This is a genomic window from Fodinibius roseus (genome assembly GCF_900129315.1).
Taxonomy (GTDB): Bacteria; Bacteroidota; Rhodothermia; order Balneolales; family Balneolaceae; genus Fodinibius; species Fodinibius roseus.
This window is the reverse complement of the sequence record NZ_FQUS01000023.1, coordinates 1-17,041: the sequence shown is the minus strand read 5'-3', so window position 1 is coordinate 17,041 and position 17,041 is coordinate 1. Positions and strand designations below refer to the sequence as shown.

At 47.7% G+C, this 17,041-nt stretch carries 15 protein-coding genes; 14 read left to right on the top strand and 1 reads right to left on the bottom strand.

Translation table 11 applies throughout. The annotated features are described in order from the left end of the window. Positions 1–41 precede the first annotated feature (41 nt). The 6 genes from BUB16_RS17205 to BUB16_RS17180 all read left to right on the top strand — a co-directional run bounded on the left by BUB16_RS17205 (position 42) and on the right by BUB16_RS17180 (position 6,504). Positions 42–749 carry an RluA family pseudouridine synthase gene (locus BUB16_RS17205; RefSeq protein WP_073067372.1) on the top strand — a complete coding sequence of 236 codons (708 nt, stop codon included), beginning with the start codon at positions 42–44 and terminating at the stop codon, positions 747–749. 377 nt (positions 750–1,126) lie between these two features. Continuing rightward, entirely contained in the window at positions 1,127–1,594 is a 468-nt protein-coding gene (locus tag BUB16_RS17200; RefSeq protein ID WP_073067473.1) for a Dps family protein, read from the top strand. 184 nt (positions 1,595–1,778) lie between these two features. Further along, positions 1,779–2,069, top strand: a complete 291-nt coding sequence (locus BUB16_RS17195) for a sll1863 family stress response protein (RefSeq protein ID WP_073067370.1) — start codon at positions 1,779–1,781, stop codon at positions 2,067–2,069. A gap of 425 nt (positions 2,070–2,494) precedes the next feature. Then, positions 2,495–3,310, top strand: a complete 816-nt coding sequence (locus tag BUB16_RS17190; protein WP_073067368.1) for a mechanosensitive ion channel family protein — start codon at positions 2,495–2,497, stop codon at positions 3,308–3,310. 195 nt (positions 3,311–3,505) lie between these two features. Beyond that, on the top strand, positions 3,506–5,617 hold the full coding sequence (locus BUB16_RS17185; RefSeq protein ID WP_084088394.1) for a DUF349 domain-containing protein: 2,112 nt from the start codon (positions 3,506–3,508) through the stop codon (positions 5,615–5,617). A gap of 17 nt (positions 5,618–5,634) precedes the next feature. After that, positions 5,635–6,504 carry an MBL fold metallo-hydrolase gene (locus tag BUB16_RS17180; protein ID WP_084088393.1) on the top strand — a complete coding sequence of 290 codons (870 nt, stop codon included), beginning with the start codon at positions 5,635–5,637 and terminating at the stop codon, positions 6,502–6,504. A gap of 113 nt (positions 6,505–6,617) precedes the next feature. Here the strand turns inward: BUB16_RS17180 and BUB16_RS17175 are convergent, their stop codons facing one another. Beyond that, positions 6,618–7,091: a hypothetical protein gene (locus BUB16_RS17175; RefSeq protein ID WP_073067365.1), complete on the bottom strand. Its 474-nt coding sequence runs from the start codon at positions 7,089–7,091 to the stop codon at positions 6,618–6,620. Between the two features lie 176 nt (positions 7,092–7,267). On the opposite strand from BUB16_RS17175, the gene BUB16_RS17170 reads away from it, so the two are divergent. The 8 genes from BUB16_RS17170 to folP all read left to right on the top strand — a co-directional run bounded on the left by BUB16_RS17170 (position 7,268) and on the right by folP (position 16,572). Further along, positions 7,268–7,603 (top strand): arsenosugar biosynthesis-associated peroxidase-like protein, encoded by a 336-nt coding sequence (locus BUB16_RS17170; RefSeq protein WP_073067469.1) that lies wholly within the window; start codon positions 7,268–7,270, stop codon positions 7,601–7,603. Between the two features lie 280 nt (positions 7,604–7,883). Then, the gene (arsS, locus tag BUB16_RS17165) at positions 7,884–8,933 is read left to right on the top strand and encodes an arsenosugar biosynthesis radical SAM (seleno)protein ArsS (RefSeq protein ID WP_073067467.1); all 1,050 of its coding nucleotides are present in this window, start codon (positions 7,884–7,886) and stop codon (positions 8,931–8,933) included. Positions 8,934–9,114: 181 nt separating this feature from the next. After that, positions 9,115–9,726, top strand: coding sequence for a TIGR04282 family arsenosugar biosynthesis glycosyltransferase (locus tag BUB16_RS17160; RefSeq protein ID WP_244545731.1), 612 nt, complete (start codon positions 9,115–9,117; stop codon positions 9,724–9,726). Further along, positions 9,726–10,418 (top strand): TIGR04283 family arsenosugar biosynthesis glycosyltransferase, encoded by a 693-nt coding sequence (locus BUB16_RS17155; protein WP_073067361.1) that lies wholly within the window; start codon positions 9,726–9,728, stop codon positions 10,416–10,418. The genes BUB16_RS17160 and BUB16_RS17155 overlap by 1 nt, the downstream gene beginning before the upstream one ends. Positions 10,419–10,569: 151 nt before the next feature. Continuing rightward, positions 10,570–13,722 carry a TonB-dependent receptor gene (locus tag BUB16_RS17150; protein ID WP_073067359.1) on the top strand — a complete coding sequence of 1,051 codons (3,153 nt, stop codon included), beginning with the start codon at positions 10,570–10,572 and terminating at the stop codon, positions 13,720–13,722. A 138-nt stretch (positions 13,723–13,860) separates the two neighbouring features. After that, the gene (locus BUB16_RS17145) at positions 13,861–15,045 is read left to right on the top strand and encodes an alkaline phosphatase family protein (RefSeq protein ID WP_244545730.1); all 1,185 of its coding nucleotides are present in this window, start codon (positions 13,861–13,863) and stop codon (positions 15,043–15,045) included. 222 nt (positions 15,046–15,267) lie between these two features. Then, positions 15,268–15,609 (top strand): DUF3470 domain-containing protein, encoded by a 342-nt coding sequence (locus BUB16_RS17140; RefSeq protein ID WP_073067356.1) that lies wholly within the window; start codon positions 15,268–15,270, stop codon positions 15,607–15,609. A 108-nt stretch (positions 15,610–15,717) separates the two neighbouring features. After that, positions 15,718–16,572: a dihydropteroate synthase gene (gene folP / locus BUB16_RS17135; protein ID WP_244545729.1), complete on the top strand. Its 855-nt coding sequence runs from the start codon at positions 15,718–15,720 to the stop codon at positions 16,570–16,572. Positions 16,573–17,041 lie beyond the last annotated feature (469 nt).

Genomic DNA, 17,041 nt, shown 5'->3' with positions numbered 1-17,041 from the left:
ACCTGAGTTCCCGCTAATTTCTGTTCGTACACGGAAGCTATATGGCAGCGAAGAAGCGCCCTTTTTATATCGTTCATCAGGATAAGGATATCTTTGTGGTTGATAAACCGGCGGGACTGTTGGCGGTCCCGATTCCCGACAGCAACGTAAAAAACCTCTTCGATCTGGTGGCCGACCACCTGGGCAAGCATGGCGTTCGGGTTGGGACGGTACATCGCATCGACCGATACACCAGTGGCCTGGTGGTGTTCGCCAAAAATAAACGGGCTTACGATGACCTGTACCAGAAATTTCGCAACCATGAGCCCAGGCGTACCTACCTGGCAGTGGTGCGGGGCATTATCGATGAAGATGAGGGAAGGCTTGACCATCATCTGAAGCTCATAAAAAAAGGATTCCGCAATGTCGTGGTCGATCCCGATGAAGAAGGAGCTACGCCGGCCCGCCTCTCGTTTAAAGTAAAAGAACGGTTTCGGTCAACTACGCTGGTGGAAATACAGCTGGACACGGGATTAAAAAACCAGATTCGCGTTCAGTTCGAACATATCGGACATCAGCTGGTAGGCGACCGGCATTATGCGCCTGAAGAAAAAAAAGAACAGCTGATAAACCGGCAGGCGCTGCACGCTTATCGATTGGCGTTTCAGCATCCCCGTAAACATCGGTTGGTAAAATTCGAGGCGAAGATTCCGCCTGACATGCTGAGACTGCTGGATCATTACCGCTGGGAAGAAGAAGCCCATTCCTGAAGGAAAGCATTCTTTTCTATTTCCCCCATAAAAAGGATCTATCAGTGTCCCGGAATGATTCCGGCGATATTTCTGTATTTATGACATCAGGATATGACACCAATTTTCGTAAAGAGAATTTAACATATTGAGCGGTCAGGGTTTGGGTTTGAATCTGTAAGAAGAATCCACCTGCCCGTTCATAAACAGTTAACCGTTAAACACGTATTTTTAAATAAATAAAAATAGATGTCGTATGGAGGGAGGCTGGGAGCATTGACTTGATTCCTTTCCGGAATCCAGCGGAAAGGGAACAGTCTGTCCGCCAATGCAGTAAGAATAAATAACTAAAATTAAGAGGTATTACTATGAATCGTATTCAAAAAGCAGAAAAAAAGATGAAAATCAATATCGGAATCAGTGAAGAACACCGGGAAGCCATAGCGAATGAACTGTCAAAAGTATTGGCAGATTCATACATGTTGTATCTGAAGACGCATAACTACCACTGGAATGTCACGGGGGAGCTGTTCCACTCACTGCATGAGCAGTTTGAGGAACAGTACACTGAATTGGCCGAAGCTATTGACGAAATTGCCGAACGCATCCGCTCCCTGGGATACCGGGCGCCCGGCACCTTTAAAGAGTTCAATGAGCTGACTTCCATTGAGGAAGACACTGAAGAGCCGGAAGCGCTGGAGATGGTGCGCCGGCTGGCCTTGGGGAATGAGCAGGTACTACGCACGGCCCGTCATGCGCTGCAGCCGGCGAATGATGGAGAGGATGAGGCCACGGTCGATTTGCTGACCCAACGCCTTGATGTGCATTCCAAAACGGCCTGGATGCTTCGAAGTCATCTCGAATAATGAATACCGTGTACTTGCCAGAAAAGCGGGTTGGGAAGGATAGCTCGACAGGATCCTGGCTTCCAATACATAGCTGGCAATTTGTATCCGGGACAGGGGACATCCTGCTGAATAAGGGGCGGGGTTCTCTGTCTGGGATGGACAAATAAATAAAAAGGCAATTAGATTAAATTATCAAAATATTATGGCTACACGCGAAGAATATATCGAAAAGCTGGAGGCGCAGCTGAAAGAGTGGAACGCCCGAATCGACAAGCTGCAGGAAAGAGCCAATCAGGAGTCGCAAGAGCTGAAAGAAAAAGCAAACAGGAAAGTGGCCCGGCTAAAAGATAAACGCTCGCAATTGCGTGATAAACTGGAAAAGATTAAAGATTCCGGAGAAGACGCCTTTGAAAAGATAAAGGTCGATGCTGAAGTGTTGTGGAAGGATGTAAAAGAGGGATTTGCTGAGTTGCAGTCCATTCTTCGGGAGTAATGAAGTGATACACAGGCGATAGGGAGGCAATCCGACGGATAACCGGCAGATGAACAGCCGATATTATCGGACGACAGAACCAGCGGTGTAACAGTTTTGTGTATCTTTAGGTAATTCTTAGGTCATTAATGGGAAAAAGCTATCTGCGAGTTGTTTAGTCATTCACCGGCTTCATCTGTTTCTTATTATTTTATTTTAATAGATAAAAACTGCGTAAAAAGGTATATTGCCTTTCAGCAGAGCTTTTTTTCGGCAAAGAACTTTTTGCAAATCCGGGCCCGTCCTTCCAGGTTTCCCGGGAGATGGGGCTGCTGGAAAATAAAATGGGATCAACAGTTTTAAAGCGTATTCGCTGTAGATGCTAAATAAGTTCAGCGGGGCTTTGCAAGGACACTTAATTATTGTTAGTTAAAACGGGGTATTTTATGGAGACTATTGATGGATACATGGCTACGGCATGGCCTTTCATATTAAATGCGGTTTTTGCAATCGTCATACTTATCATCGGCTGGATGATAGCCAATTGGGTGAATCGGAAAATCCGGCAAAAGGGAAAAGCCTCGGAGAAGCTGGATGATACCCTGACAAAAGTATTTGCCAAAACAGCGAAGGTGCTTGTTTTGGTGGTGGTTGTACTGGCGGTACTGGACCGGTTTGGGGTGGAGACCACCAGCCTGGTGGCCGTTATCGGTGCCCTGGGCTTGGCGATCGGTTTGGCCTGGCAGGGCGTTCTGGCTGACTTTGCCGCCGGGATTATGATCCTGGTGATGCGGCCTTTTAAGGTGGGGGATGCTGTGGACATAAGCGGTACGTCGGGAGTCGTGGAAGAGGTAGGACTGGTGATGACCAAGATGAACACTTTTGATAACGTAGCTATGTTTATACCCAATTCGAATATCTGGGGTAACAATATTAAGAATATGGCCATAAATGAGAACCGGCGCGTAGATATGGTGATCGGTTTTGGATATGATGACGATATCGATCATGCTATTCGTACTATCAGCCAGGTGCTTGCGGAAGACGAGCGTATCTTGGATGATCCGCCCCCCAAAATTGCGGTTTCGGAGCTGGGCGGAAGCTCAGTGGACGTTATTGTGCGCCCGTGGACAAAGAAGGATAACTATTGGGATCTGAAATTTGATCTTACCAAACGCATCAAGGAGCGGTTCGATGAGGAGGGCATAAACTTCCCATATCCCTCGCATGACATCTATTTTCACAATGAAAGCGATGAGTGATTGCCTGTTGTGCGTGCATTAACTACCGGAAGCCGGCCTCAGTTTGAGTCCGGCTTTTTTATTGTTGAATTTCCCGTCCAACAATTGTAATAAGTTGCACAGAAATATTATCTTACCTAAACTTAAAAGGCTGTGAGGCAGCAGGTGTACATTTGAATTGACAAGCTTTTAACTGAGGTTTCTGTGGAATCAACTATGGAAGAGCAAAAAGAAGCATCCCCTTACTTATACGAGGATGAACACGTTTTTTTAACCGAAGAAAATGAATTATTCCTGAAGGAAGGAACGCAGGGAGATCCGGAAAAAGTTTGTGACATTGCCGAGGAAGAGGTCGGACAGAAAGTAGAAGAGCTCAGGAATACCTTTCAGGAGCTGCAGGAGAGGGTAGAGGAGATACTGGAAGACGACAACCCGTCTTCGGAGGCCCTTGCTGATCTGCACACTGATCTGGAACAGGTGGTTTGCATTGGTGATGTAAGCCAGCTGATCCGACGGCTTGAAGAGCAGTCGGCGAAGCACAGTGCAGGGGCGGAGGAGTCCCGGGAAACGAATGAACAGGAAGCAGAGAAGAAGTCGACCGCGATGGAGCCTCCTGAAGAAGAACCGGCCGGGGAAGATACGGACGGAGCAGAAGATCCGGTGGCATACTATCGTGCTATTGTGAAGAAAGCTCAGGATCTCGCCAAGCAAACAGACTGGCCCTACGTGTCGATGGAGCTTGATAAGTTAAGCCACGACTGGTCGGAGGGCCCGGATACGGACTCCGAGGAGATGAAAAAATTGTTCGGCAAGTTTAATGACGCTGTCAGCGATTTTGAAAAACGGAAGGAAGAACACTACGAGGAGCTTAACAAGCGCAAAGAAGAGAATCTGGAAACCAAGAAGAAGCTGCTTGAAGAATTTGAGGGGATCATCTCCAATAAAACATGGACGGCGACCCGCCGGGTCAACCAGATGAAAGGGCAGTGGAACAGTATCGGTCCCCTGCCGTCCGGAAAAGGAGAAGGACTGGATGAACGGTTTGAAGAGTTGCTGAATATCTTTAATGAACATAAGGTAGATCGGCTGGTACAGGAGCGCCAGAAAAGAGAAGACAACCTGATGGTTAAGCTTACCGTCCTTGAAAAGATGGAGAGGGTGACCAAAGCCATTGATCATGAAACCGAAAACTGGGATGAGATCGATGAGAAGTTTGACGCACTGACCAGACAATGGAAGAAGATCGGCCGGGTGCCCAAGGAAAAGGCGGATGATGCGTGGGACCGTTATAAGAGCGTTCAGGACGATTTTTATGATCTGAAATATCGGTACAATCCTGAGCACCAGAGTAAGGTTGACAAATTTTCAACAAAGAAGGAGCGGATCTGCGAGGAAGCAGAGGCGCTGCTGGAGGCTGATGATCTTGCTACGGCAGCCCGGAAAATCAACAAGCTGCACCGCCGGTGGAAAAAAATAGGAAACCTGCCCCAGCGGACCGAAGATAAGCTCTGGTCTCGATTTAAAGCGGCAACGGATGCCTTTAATGAGCTTAAGGCCAAAAATCAGGACAAGATTAAAGAGCAGGAGGAGGAACACTACCGTCAAAAACTCGATTTGATTGATCAGGCCCAGACGATTAAAGATACGGACGACTTTGACAAGGGGCATTCCAGGATGCAGGACCTGATGGAACAGTGGAAGAATATTGGTCCGGTAGCCCGGAAGAAATCCAACAAAATATGGAAACAGTTTAAGGGGGCGATGGATGAGTTTTATGATCGCCGTCGCGAACATTTCAAGGAGGTCAAGGAACGACGAAAAGAGAACCTCGAAAAGAAAAAAGAAATCCTGGGTAAGCTGCGTGAACTGGGACGTCACGACGATCCGATTAAAGCCGTGGATATCGCAAAAGGGCTGCAGGAAGAGTTTAAAAATGCCGGGTATGTGCCTATCAAGCATAAAAATAAGATGTGGAAGAAGTACCGCGAGGCGTGTGATGTGATCTATGACCGGTTCCGTGCGGCCAAGTCGGGCGATAAATTTGACCAGGAACTGGCCAAGGCTGACCTGGATACCGACGACCGCCATCAAATTCAAAAACTCCGCAAGGAATTCAAAAAGGTGGAAAAAGAAGCGCGTGCCCTGAAAGAGGAAGTCCTCAACTTCAAAGAAAAGAAGACCTATTTTAATACGTCGAGCGGGGGAAACAGTCTGCTCGACCAGGTAGAAGAGAAAATCCAAAAGGCAGAGGCCAAATTAGAAAAGAAGCAGCAAAAGATGGATGCGCTCACGCAGGAAATGGACGATATCCGGGCCGAAGCTGAATAACAGCGTAAGCCGCTACTATGAGCGACGAACCATCACCATCATGTACCTGTACCTTTTGGGGCGTGCGGGGATCGACCCCTTGTCCCAACCGAGAGCATATGGAATATGGAGGCAACACAACCTGCGTGCAGGTTCAGCTGCCCGAGCGGGAGGAGATACTTGTTTTCGACAGCGGTACGGGCATTCGCAATCTGGGCCAGCAACTGATGCAACGGGATCACGATTTGTCAGGGCGCATTTTTTTGACCCATCCCCATTGGGACCATATCCAGGGTTTTCCTTTTTTTGAGCCTCTGCGCGGGAGCTCAAACAAGTTTCATATTCATATGCCTGTCCAGGAGGAGGGGAGCTGCAGGGAGATTATGTCGGGTCATTTTAGTAAAACCTTTTTCCCGGTCGCGTTGGACATGCTGGATGCTGAGCTCAGTTTTGTAAATCAACCGCCGGAGCGCCGGTCGTACGAAGGGTATGAAATGGAGTTCATGAAAGCCAATCACAGCATCAATACGGCTATCTATAAACTTCATGTGAACGACCGGCAGCTCGTTTTTGCTCCTGACAATGAGCTTGTCCCGTCAGCCTATTGCGATAATCCGGAGCAAATGGCGCGTATTTCGGCTTTTATAAGCGGCGCCGATCTCTTGATTCACGATGCCCAATACAACCTGGAGCTCTATGAAAACAGACAGGGATGGGGACATTCACCCTGGGAAGAGGTCGTCAGGGTGGCCAGGAAGTCAAAGGTAAGAAAACTCTGTTTAACCCATCATGACCCCGGAGCCAATGACGAGCAATTACGACGCCTGGATGAGCATCTCGAGCTGGAGTACGGTTCCTTTTTTGAAACTATCGAGCTGGCAAAAGAGGGACAAACGAAAAGAATATAAGCGTACCGTTAAATTCGCCTCGCACTTCCCGGGACCCGGGGATTTGGTATAATCCGGCTAAGGGTAAAGTTTGACAGCATCCAGTTCGCCATCGCAACAGCGGTTGAGGACGTTCAGAGGTAAAAGCGCACCCCCAATGCACCGTCAACGTCAAAGTCGGTTTCCGGGGCGAGGTTGAAGATAGGAGCTATCTCCAGGAAGAGCCCGACCGGAGAATTGTCAAACAGGTAATTGAGTCCTACCGGGATACGGGCGCCTATGACGGCATCATCATCCGCTAAAATGAGGCGCCCGCCAATGCCGTAATAAAACGGAAGTCTGCCGGATTCGATTTCACTGAAAAGATCATAGTTATGCCATAGATAGTCGGCGTGGATATTTACCGCATCGTACCGGCCTAGTGACCAGGCCAGTCCCACATCGAAAGCGTTATTGCCACCGGTCCACGATTTAAGGCTGAGTCCCGTAGGCTCTCCAACCATAAAACCGATGCCAACCCCATCGCCGGCTTGCTGGGCCTGGGTTATGGTTGCCAGTGATATACATAAAAAAGCGCTTAGGAATACCGATATCAGTATCTTTTTCATAGAAATATGGTTAATTATAATTGATTAGTAAGAATTTGTTGTATGTAGTTGTCATATTTTATGGCTCCCACGGCAAAAAGTTCCACATTGTGATGAGGAACTAAATAGATATATATAATGCTACCTTAAACGTAGGATGCAATTTACAGCATAATTAAATATAAAGAAATTATATGATGGCTGATACCTATTACCAACCCGAAGATTTGAAGAAATTTAAAGATGTCGCCGATTTTGGCCCCGAATTAGCCGAAAAGTTTTTTGAGTATTACGGCGCTGTGTTCGAAGAGGGGGCTCTGAGTGCACGGGAGAAAGCCCTGATTGCCCTGGCCGTATCTCATACGGTCCAGTGTCCCTATTGTATTGATGCCTATACGACCGAAAGCCTGGAGAAGGGAGCCAGTGAAGAACAGATGATGGAAGCGGTTCACGTGGCCTCCGCCATACGAGGCGGATCCTCGCTGGTGCATGGCGTGCAGATGATGAACAAAACGAAGGATCTGAGTATGTAATTCAGTGTGTCAGCGGGGAGTGAAAAGTAGTAAGTAGAAAGCAAAAAGTAGTAAGTTGTGGAACCCAGGTTAAATCCGAGCTTGAAGCTAAAGTTCAGGTTGAGGAATATTTAACCAAATAATTTTTGACAATGAAATCGAAAATAGAAACTCAAACGTTGGCAGTGTAGCTTTGCAAAGAGGGCCGTCTTTAGACGGAGAAGATCCCCCAATAACTGAAATTAATCCTTAACACGGAGGTTCGAAAACCGCAGCCTCTGACAATTGACAACCCCCTATGATCAAATCTCTGAAAACCCAGAGCCATAAACTTTCCGATCCGGCTTATCAACTGCAGGTGTTGAATAACTATTCGGAATCGTTGCGGGATCTGCCAAGATTTCGGGATAAATTAAAGGAAACCGACCTGTTTCCCCTTAAGCCGACCGGGATTGAGATCTTCCAAATGAACGTCGGATACATGTGCAATATGACCTGCAAGCATTGCCATGTGGATGCGGGTCCGGATCGCAGGGAAGTTATGAAGAAGGAGACGTTCAGGCAGTGCCTTGAAGCGCTAAGGGACTCAGAAGCCACGACCGTCGACCTGACAGGTGGGGCCCCGGAGATGAACCCTCATTTCAAATGGTTTGTGGAGGAAGCCTCGAAGCTGGGTAAAGAGATTACTGTGCGTTCCAATCTCACCATTCTGACGACAGCCCCGAAGTACCGGGCACTGCCTGAATTTTTTGCGAAGCACGGGGTGGAAGTAACCTGTTCCCTTCCGTTCTATAATAAATCGCGGACGGATCGTCAGCGGGGGGAAGGGACGTACGAAAAGTCCATAGAAGCGCTTCAGAAGCTTAACGGGATCGGGTACGGCCGGGAAGGGAGCGGGTTAGAGCTGAACCTGGTATATAATCCTGCGGGAGCTTTTTTACCCGGAGAGCAGGAGCCTATGGAACAAACGTTCAAACGCCAGCTGAGCCGCAAGCACGGTATCGTTTTTAATAAGTTATTTACGATCACAAATTTACCGATCAGCCGCTTTCTTAACTTTTTGCTGGAATCCGGCAACCTCGAAGACTATATGGACCGGCTGGTGACCGCTTACAATCCCGCCGCTGCCCAGGGCGTAATGTGCCGTAATACTATTTCGGTGGGTTGGGATGGCACCCTCTATGATTGTGATTTCAACCAGATGCTTGATATGCCGGTAGAGGAGGACGCTCCCCGGCATATCAGTGAGTGGAATGAGTTGAAGCTGAATAATCGAACGATAAGAATCAACCAGCACTGCTTTGGCTGCACTGCCGGTGCCGGCAGCAGCTGCGGCGGAGCGACGACGTGAACGGTATGGAAACAAGAATAACAGGAGATGTGAGGGATAGCTCCTGATTTCCTGTGGCCTTATTATCTATACGAGAGTATTTTGAAATCGCGAAAATGTAGAGATTGAACAAAAAAACGTTTTGCAAAGTACTCTTTTGGTAAGTCGCATTTAATGTTGAAAAGATAAGCAAACGAGATTTGTGGCAGACTCTGTAATGGGACCAACCCTTCTTATTTTTATTAAAAACCCGGAAAGGGGTAAAGTGAAGACACGCCTGGCAGAAACAGCAGGCGATGATACAGCGCTCGAGGTCTATCAAAAGCTGCTGCGGATAACCCAATCGGTGACCGATCAAATGAATATCCACCGGGAAGTATGGTACTCCCGCTTTATCGAGCAAAATGATATATGGTCCGGGGGACAGTACAAAAAGAAACGGCAGCGGGGCAAAGATTTGGGCGGGCGCATGAAGCTCGCTTTCCGGGAGGCTTTTGCCCGTGGTTCCGGCAGGGTGGTTATTATCGGGAGTGACTGCCCCGGGCTGCGTCCCCCTATACTGCGGCAGGCATTTCGGCTACTACGCGATCACAAAGTCGTTGTGGGTCCCGCCCGGGATGGCGGCTACTACCTCCTGGGGATGAAGGAATTTTACCCGGCACTTTTTGACCGGAAAAAGTGGAGCACATCAGCTGTATGCGAACAGACCATTCAACAGCTCGATGAGATGAAGGTTTCGTACCGGATATTACCCGAGCTTAATGATATTGATACCCAGCAGGATCTGGACCAATCCAAACATCTGTCAGTGTAATGAATATCAGCGTTATTATCCCCACGTACAACGAGGCGGAAATTATTGGGGAGACGATCGGGAAAGTACGCAGTCATGGCGGGGATGCCATAGTGGAAATAATTGTTGTGGATGGCGGGAGCGACGATGCGACAGTTCAGGAAGCCCGGAGAGCCGGTGCAACGACGATAAAATCGCCCCGAAAAGGCCGGGCGGCACAGATGAACACAGGCGCCGGGCATGCCCGGGGTAATCTGCTGTATTTTCTGCATGCCGACAGCCACCCGCCCCCCTGCTATGCTACTAACATCCTGCAGGCGGTCGATGCAGGGAGTGATGCCGGTTGTTTTCGCCTGTCCTTCGATGATCGTCACTGGCTGCTGAGGTTTTATGCCTGGTTTACCCGCTTTGATATTGACCTGTTTCGGTTCGGCGATCAAAGTCTTTTCATGACTCGCACAGCTTTTTCCGGGATCGGAGGTTTCCGGGAAGACCATAGGGTAATGGAAGACCAGGAGATTGTCCGCCGCGTCAAGCGTTCCTTTTCCTTTGAGGTTTTGGATGATGTCGTTACGACCTCCGCCCGGAAATATCGAGATGTGGGTATTATAAGGCTTCAACTGGTATTTGGGCTAATAGTATGCCTGTATTACCTGGGGATGGAACAGCAGAAGCTGGTATCAGTGTATCATCGATTCATACCGGGAGCGTGATATTGCAGCTCTTTTTTTCATGTCAGTGGCCGGCAATACTTAATGTTTTCGTAATGTTGTATTGGTTATATTTTCGTCTCAAGAGACCAAGACTCATGTATGCGATACAGATACATATTAACGCTAATCCAAACGAACATACCTATCGATTATGAAACGCTACTTACTACTATTAGCTATGTTATTTTTACCGGCCGTTATGTTCGCCCAGGGTACCACTTCCGGTTCCATAGAGGGAACGGTTGTTGATGACTCAGGCGAGGCACTGCCAGGAGCAAATATTGTGGCTATACATGAACCAACCGGAACAGAATATGGCACTTCAAGTCGTCCAAACGGTCGTTTTACGTTTAAAAGCGTTCGGGTGGGGGGACCTTATGTCATTCAGGTTACTTTTGTTGGTTTTAATCCTGTGAAGAAAGAAATTGCTAATGTTGAACTCGGAGAAACCGTTGAAGTAAACTTCGAACTTGAGGAAGGAGAGCTTACACTTGATGAGATATCCGTAGTTGCTGAAGCAGATCCCGTATTTAATGCAGATCGAACAGGAGCAGGCAGTCATGTTTCCCGCGAGCAAATCGATCGGACGCCAACACTTGATCGAAGTTTAAGTGATTTTACGCGTTTGAATCCCCAGGTAACCAGCGGGAATAGTTTTAGCGGGGCAAATGATCGCTACAATAATCTTCTGGTCGATGGAGCTACCCTTAATGATGTTTTTGGATTAGGTGAAGGTACGCCTGGAAGTCAGGCTGGTGTCAGTTCTCCCATCAGTATTGATGCCATTGAAGAATTTAATGTTGATATAGCGCCCTTTGATGTGACTAATAATGGGTTTACGGGTGGTCAAATTAACGCGATTACAAAGAGTGGTACCAATACGTTTACAGGTTCTGCTTACTATCAATTGCGCAATGAATCATTTGTGGGGAACTATCAAACGGATGACGGAACTACCTCCGGTGATTATCCCGAATTTAATGAAAACTACCTTGGACTCACATTGGGAGGCCCTGTTATAGAAGATAAACTCTTTTTCTTTGTAAGCGGAGAGTTCAGGCGCCAGTCAAGCCCTCTCACTACAGGTATTCAGGGCAGTGGAGCTGTAAACCAATTTCCCTATGAAGCGGATACGTTTGACAGAATCAGTTTTATAGCTGATTCGGCCTACAATTATAACACTGGAGGATATACAAGTCCGCTTTCTCAATCGCAGGATAATAACAAAGTTCTGGCAAAGTTGGATTGGAATATAAGTGAAGATCACAAACTGACGTTTCGCTATAATTTTGTAGATGCGATTGATGAAGAGGGGATTGGCAGAGGGCGTTCATCCTATAGTTACGCGAATCGCGCATACAATTTTAATAGTGTACAGAATTCCTTCGTCACAGAGCTGAACAGCAGTTTTGGAAATAATACCTCTAATATGTTCCGGGCTGTGTATACACGGATTCGTGATTCCAGAGATCTGGATTCCCCGGCTTTTCCAGAAGTGGAGGTAAGTTTATCTGACCCCAACAGCGATGATTTCGTAAGTATTTATATGGGTATTGACCGTTTTTCCCAGGCCAATCGGTTAAACCAGGATCTCATAGAAATTACGGATAACTTCACCTATATCACCGGTGACCATGAGTTTACTCTTGGTACCAGTAATCAGATTTTTACTTTTGACAACCTGTTTGTACAGGATGATTTTGGTTCCTATACTTTCTATAGTATTGAGGATTTTAGAAATGGGGATCCCCAGGAGTACAGGTACAGCTATCTGCTGCCCGGGGGAAGTCCAACCGCTAAGTTTACAGGTATTCAGCTGGGCTTGTATGCACAGGACAAATGGCAGGTTACCAATTACCTGAAATTAACGCTGGGCTTGCGTGCGGATATTCCCATTCTTCCCGATGAGCCTACTCACAATCCTCAGGTTGAACAATCATTTCCGGGATACTCCACATCACGCGTTGCAAGCGGAAATGTGCTTTGGTCTCCCCGGTTCGGATTTAACTGGGACCTTAGCCGGGGTGAGCGAACCACCCAGCTTCGAGGTGGTGTTGGTGTTTTTACCGGCAATCCGCCCTTTGTATGGATTTCCAACCAGTATAGCAATACGGGAGCTGACTATGGACGTATTGATCTGGGATTTTCTGATATGTTCGATACGGATATTGAGTTTTCTCCTGATCCCAATGAGCAGCCCCGGGCAGATTTGGCAACTACGGAGGTGAATTTGATTGAAGAGGACTTTAAGTACCCCCAATCACTGAAGTATAATCTTGCGGTCGATCAACAATTGCCTTTTGGTATTACAGGTACGGTGGAAGGTGTTTTTACGGACATGCTAAATGAAGTCGTGTTCCGAAATATCAATCTTGAGCAGGTTGACACTACCCCGTATGGGAGGCCTATTTATGGGGAAATCTTTCTAAATGAGGATTTCCAGAATGCTTCCGGTTCGCCCGAGCGTGTGGATGGGGAAAGTTTTACAAATGCTATTGTCTTGGATAATACGAATAAAGGGTATCAGTTTAGCCTTACGGGTGAACTCGAAAAGCAGTTTGATATCGGGTTTTCCGCCAGCCTGGCATATACTTATAACAGGGCTGAAACAATAAATAACGGTTCCTCCAGCCGGGCGATCTCTAATTGGCAGTACAATGAGAATTTCGATGTCAACAGCCCCGAGTTGGGAACGGCGGATTACGAGCGACGTCATCGCATATTGGGACAATTTTCCTACCAGTTCAGCTTTGCTGAGCGATTTGCTACAACTGTTTCTCTCATCTATGATGGTCGTTCCGGAGCACCTTTCAGCTGGATCTATTCCGGAGATGCAAACGCCGACAGCCGATTTGATAATGATCTGATTTATGTACCGGCCAGTGAAGACGAAGTAGTCATGTATACCGATAACTGGGATGAATTCAATCAGTGGATTGAGAATAATGAGTCTCTCAGTGATTACCGCGGGGGACCTGTTGAGCGGGGAACGGCCCGCGAGCCATGGTCTAATTTTATAGATCTTCGCATCAATCAGAATATTCAAACAGTTGGCAGCCAATCGATAGAGGTTACAGCCAGTCTGTTTAATGTGCTTAATTTTTTGAATAATGACTGGGGAATCCAGAAATCGGTAGATGGCTTCAATAATTACCAGGCTGTCACTATCCGCGGATATGAAGAGGGTAGTGGACGACCCATACTTTCTTTCAATCCTGAAAACGTATCTGAAGATGAACTTTATACGGTTAATGATTTTAGCTCACGCTGGAAAATGCAGTTAGGGATTAAATACAATTTCTAAGGGAATGGTATAACAGTCTTATTAAAAGGGCAGCCCGACCGGCTGTCCTTTTTCATTCAGGGAAAAATGCCGGTGCGAATGATGCATAAAGCGAAAACAACGACTTGTTATATCTTAGGCTTAGTCATGGTTGTGGGAATGGCAAGCTGTGCTCACCAGCAGGATGGGGAAAAGTCCCCGGACAAACTGCTCCTTATCTCCTTTGACGGGTTTCGATACGATTACCTGGATAAAGCGGAAACCCCGCATTTCGACAGCCTGGTGGCCGGGGGTGTCCGGGCAGAGGGACTCATTCCCGTTTTTCCCAGCAAGACGTTTCCCAATCACTATGCCATAGCAACGGGACTGTATCCGGAGAACTCCGGTTTTGTCGGCAATACGATGTACGATCCCGAATGGGAGGAGTGGTACCGCCTCCGCGACCGGGAAACGGTGGAGGATGGCAAGTGGTACGGGGGAGAACCGATCTGGAATACCCTTGAAAAACAGGGCATTCGAACCGGCACCATGTTCTGGGTGGGATCGGAAGCGAATATACAGGAGATGCATCCCACATACTGGAAGAAGTTTGACGACACCATGCCGTTTAAGGCGCGTGTGGATACGGTGGTGAAATGGCTGAGCGCACCAGATTCTCAAGCAGTGGATTTCGCTACGCTCTATTTTGAATACACCGATGCGATGGGACACCGCTACGGCATGGATTCGGATTCGCTGAAAGCGACTATTGAGGAATCGGACCGGATACTGGGATACCTGAAGAATCAGCTTTGCCGGCGGAATCTATGGGAGCAACTGAACCTGCTGGTGGTTTCCGACCACGGCATGGTCGACCTGTCGGCGGACAAGATCATTGAGCTGGACCGGATTGTTCCGATCGATGACGCCGAGCGTATAGTGTGGGGACCGTTGACAATGATACAGCCGAAGCAGGGAAAAAAAGAGGAGATGTACCGGGAATTAAAAAAGGAGGCAAAGCACTACCGTGTCTATAAAAAAGAGGAAATACCCGGGCAATATCATCTTAAAAATCACCGGCGCGTTCCGGAAATTGTTATGATAGCCGAACTGGGGTATACGATCCTGGATTCGGAATACAAACAGCAGTTCGTACAATCACTGCCCGGGGCCACCCACGGTTACGATCCGTCTGAAAAGGCCATGCAGTCGTTTTTTATCGCTCATGGTCCCGCCTTTAAAAAGGATACAACCGTGGAGGCTTTTCAAAGCATCCATCTCTATGAATTGATGAATTACCTGATGGGGACAACGCCGGCCGAAAATGACGGGTCGCTGGACAGCGTGCGGGTTTTGCTGAAATAGGTTATTTATGGCGGATGAGCTGACTATACTTTTTAGATGGCCCATTTTCCCGTCGGGGAAGACCCCGCCGCCGTCCGTTTCCGGGACCATTACAAAGTCCGCTATTCCCTGTGACAGGAGAAGCCGGTCGCCGAAAAATTATCAATATAAAACGTTGCATCTATCCGCAGAAGCCGGGATATTTAGTCCAACTCAAAACAGCAAAAAGAACACCCCAGTCTGATGGCATATGTTGTAACCGAACCATGTATCAACTGCAAGTACACCAATTGTGCTGCAGTCTGTCCGGTTGATGCATTTATGGAAGGCCCCAACTTTTTGACGATAGACCCGCTGGCCTGTATCGATTGCGATGCATGTGTGGCCGAGTGCCCGGTCGAGGCTATTTACCCCGATGATGAAGTTCCCATGGAGTGGGAACACTACATCGAGCTTAACGATCGCCTGGCTGAAAAATGGCAGGGCAGAATTATTAATCAAACCAAAGAGGAGTTGCCCGAAGCCGATAAATGGGCGGAAGTGGACGACAAGTTTGAATACCTGCAGGAGGACTGGGATGAGTAGTTGTTGTCAGTTAGCGGTTATTTGTTATTGGGGAAGGGAAAACTTCCTGTTTTGATTAGAGAGCTTTAAATAATTACCGGTAACAAGTCAAAACCGATCGTTCAAGATATGGACCGTTCTGATGTCCCTGCCCGGCATAAATTGCCGCTGAGAGATGAATTGCTGGATCTCTCTTCTCCCAGGATAATGGGTGTGCTGAATGTCACGCCCGATTCCTTTTCCGACGGGGGGACGTTCAATGAAGCTGACGTGGCACTTGACCGCATAGCGGAAATGATTTCCGAGGGTGCGGATATCATCGATATCGGGGGGGAATCCACGCGCCCGGGTGCGGACCCGGTTTCAGAAAGGGACGAGCTTGATCGCGTTATTCCGGTTATGGAACAAGCTATTCCGGCACATGCCGGGACTTTCTTTTCCATAGATACCACTAAGCCAAGGGTTGCAGAAGAGGCGCTAAAACGGGGGGCTCACCTGGTGAATGATGTCAGTGGACTCAAAGAACTACGCCTGGTGGATTTGTGTGTGGAATATAACGCAGGCTACATCCTTATGCATACCCAGGGGGATCCCCAAACCATGCAGCAGAATCCCGAGTATGATGAGGTAGTAAACGATCTGTTTCTGTTTTTTAAGGAAAAAATAGCCACCGCCAATGAAAGGGGATTACAAAATATTATCATTGATCCGGGCATCGGCTTTGGAAAAACACTGCGGCACAATATAGATATCCTCTCAGGATTGGAATCCTTCAGAGCCTTTGAACATCCCCTAATGATCGGGGCTTCCCGCAAAAGTATGATCGGTGAAATATTGGACGGACGTCCTGTTGATGATCGGCTGACCGGAACGGTCGTTACGCATTATCACGCGCTGATGAATGGAGCTGATCTCATTCGCGTACATGATGTCAAAGAAGCATACGATTCGGTTCTGGTGTATAAGGCTCTGACATCCGGTTAGGAGTTTCAAGGACTTAACGGAATTTGGAGCAAGTCGTTCTGATTCTCCTCACGAGCCCCAAAATTTCTACAGGTGTTTGGGGCTTAGGGCAAGGTGCGGAATTGAGAATTAAGAATTAGGGCTTGGAGTCCCGGGGCCTGGGCCCTGATATGAGCTCCGGGGGACCGTGGAGCGTGAACAAACCTGATAAATAAATATGAAGGATGATATGGGGGGACGATTTCGTTATCGCGGACGCCTCCGAATACTCATCCGGAGAATGAGCCGAGCAGGATTTGTCTCTCCCATGAAACCGTTATGGGTTTATATAGCCACCCGGAAACAGGCAGGAATAATTAGGGAGCGGGTACAAAGTTTCTTAAAATTATAGTTATATTTATTAAGGGTCTTATGAAGCAAACGACTTAGAGAGGGTCTTCTCTGAGCCTTTGCAGCAAGACGTTATATAAGTTTTTATTTCGATGATTAA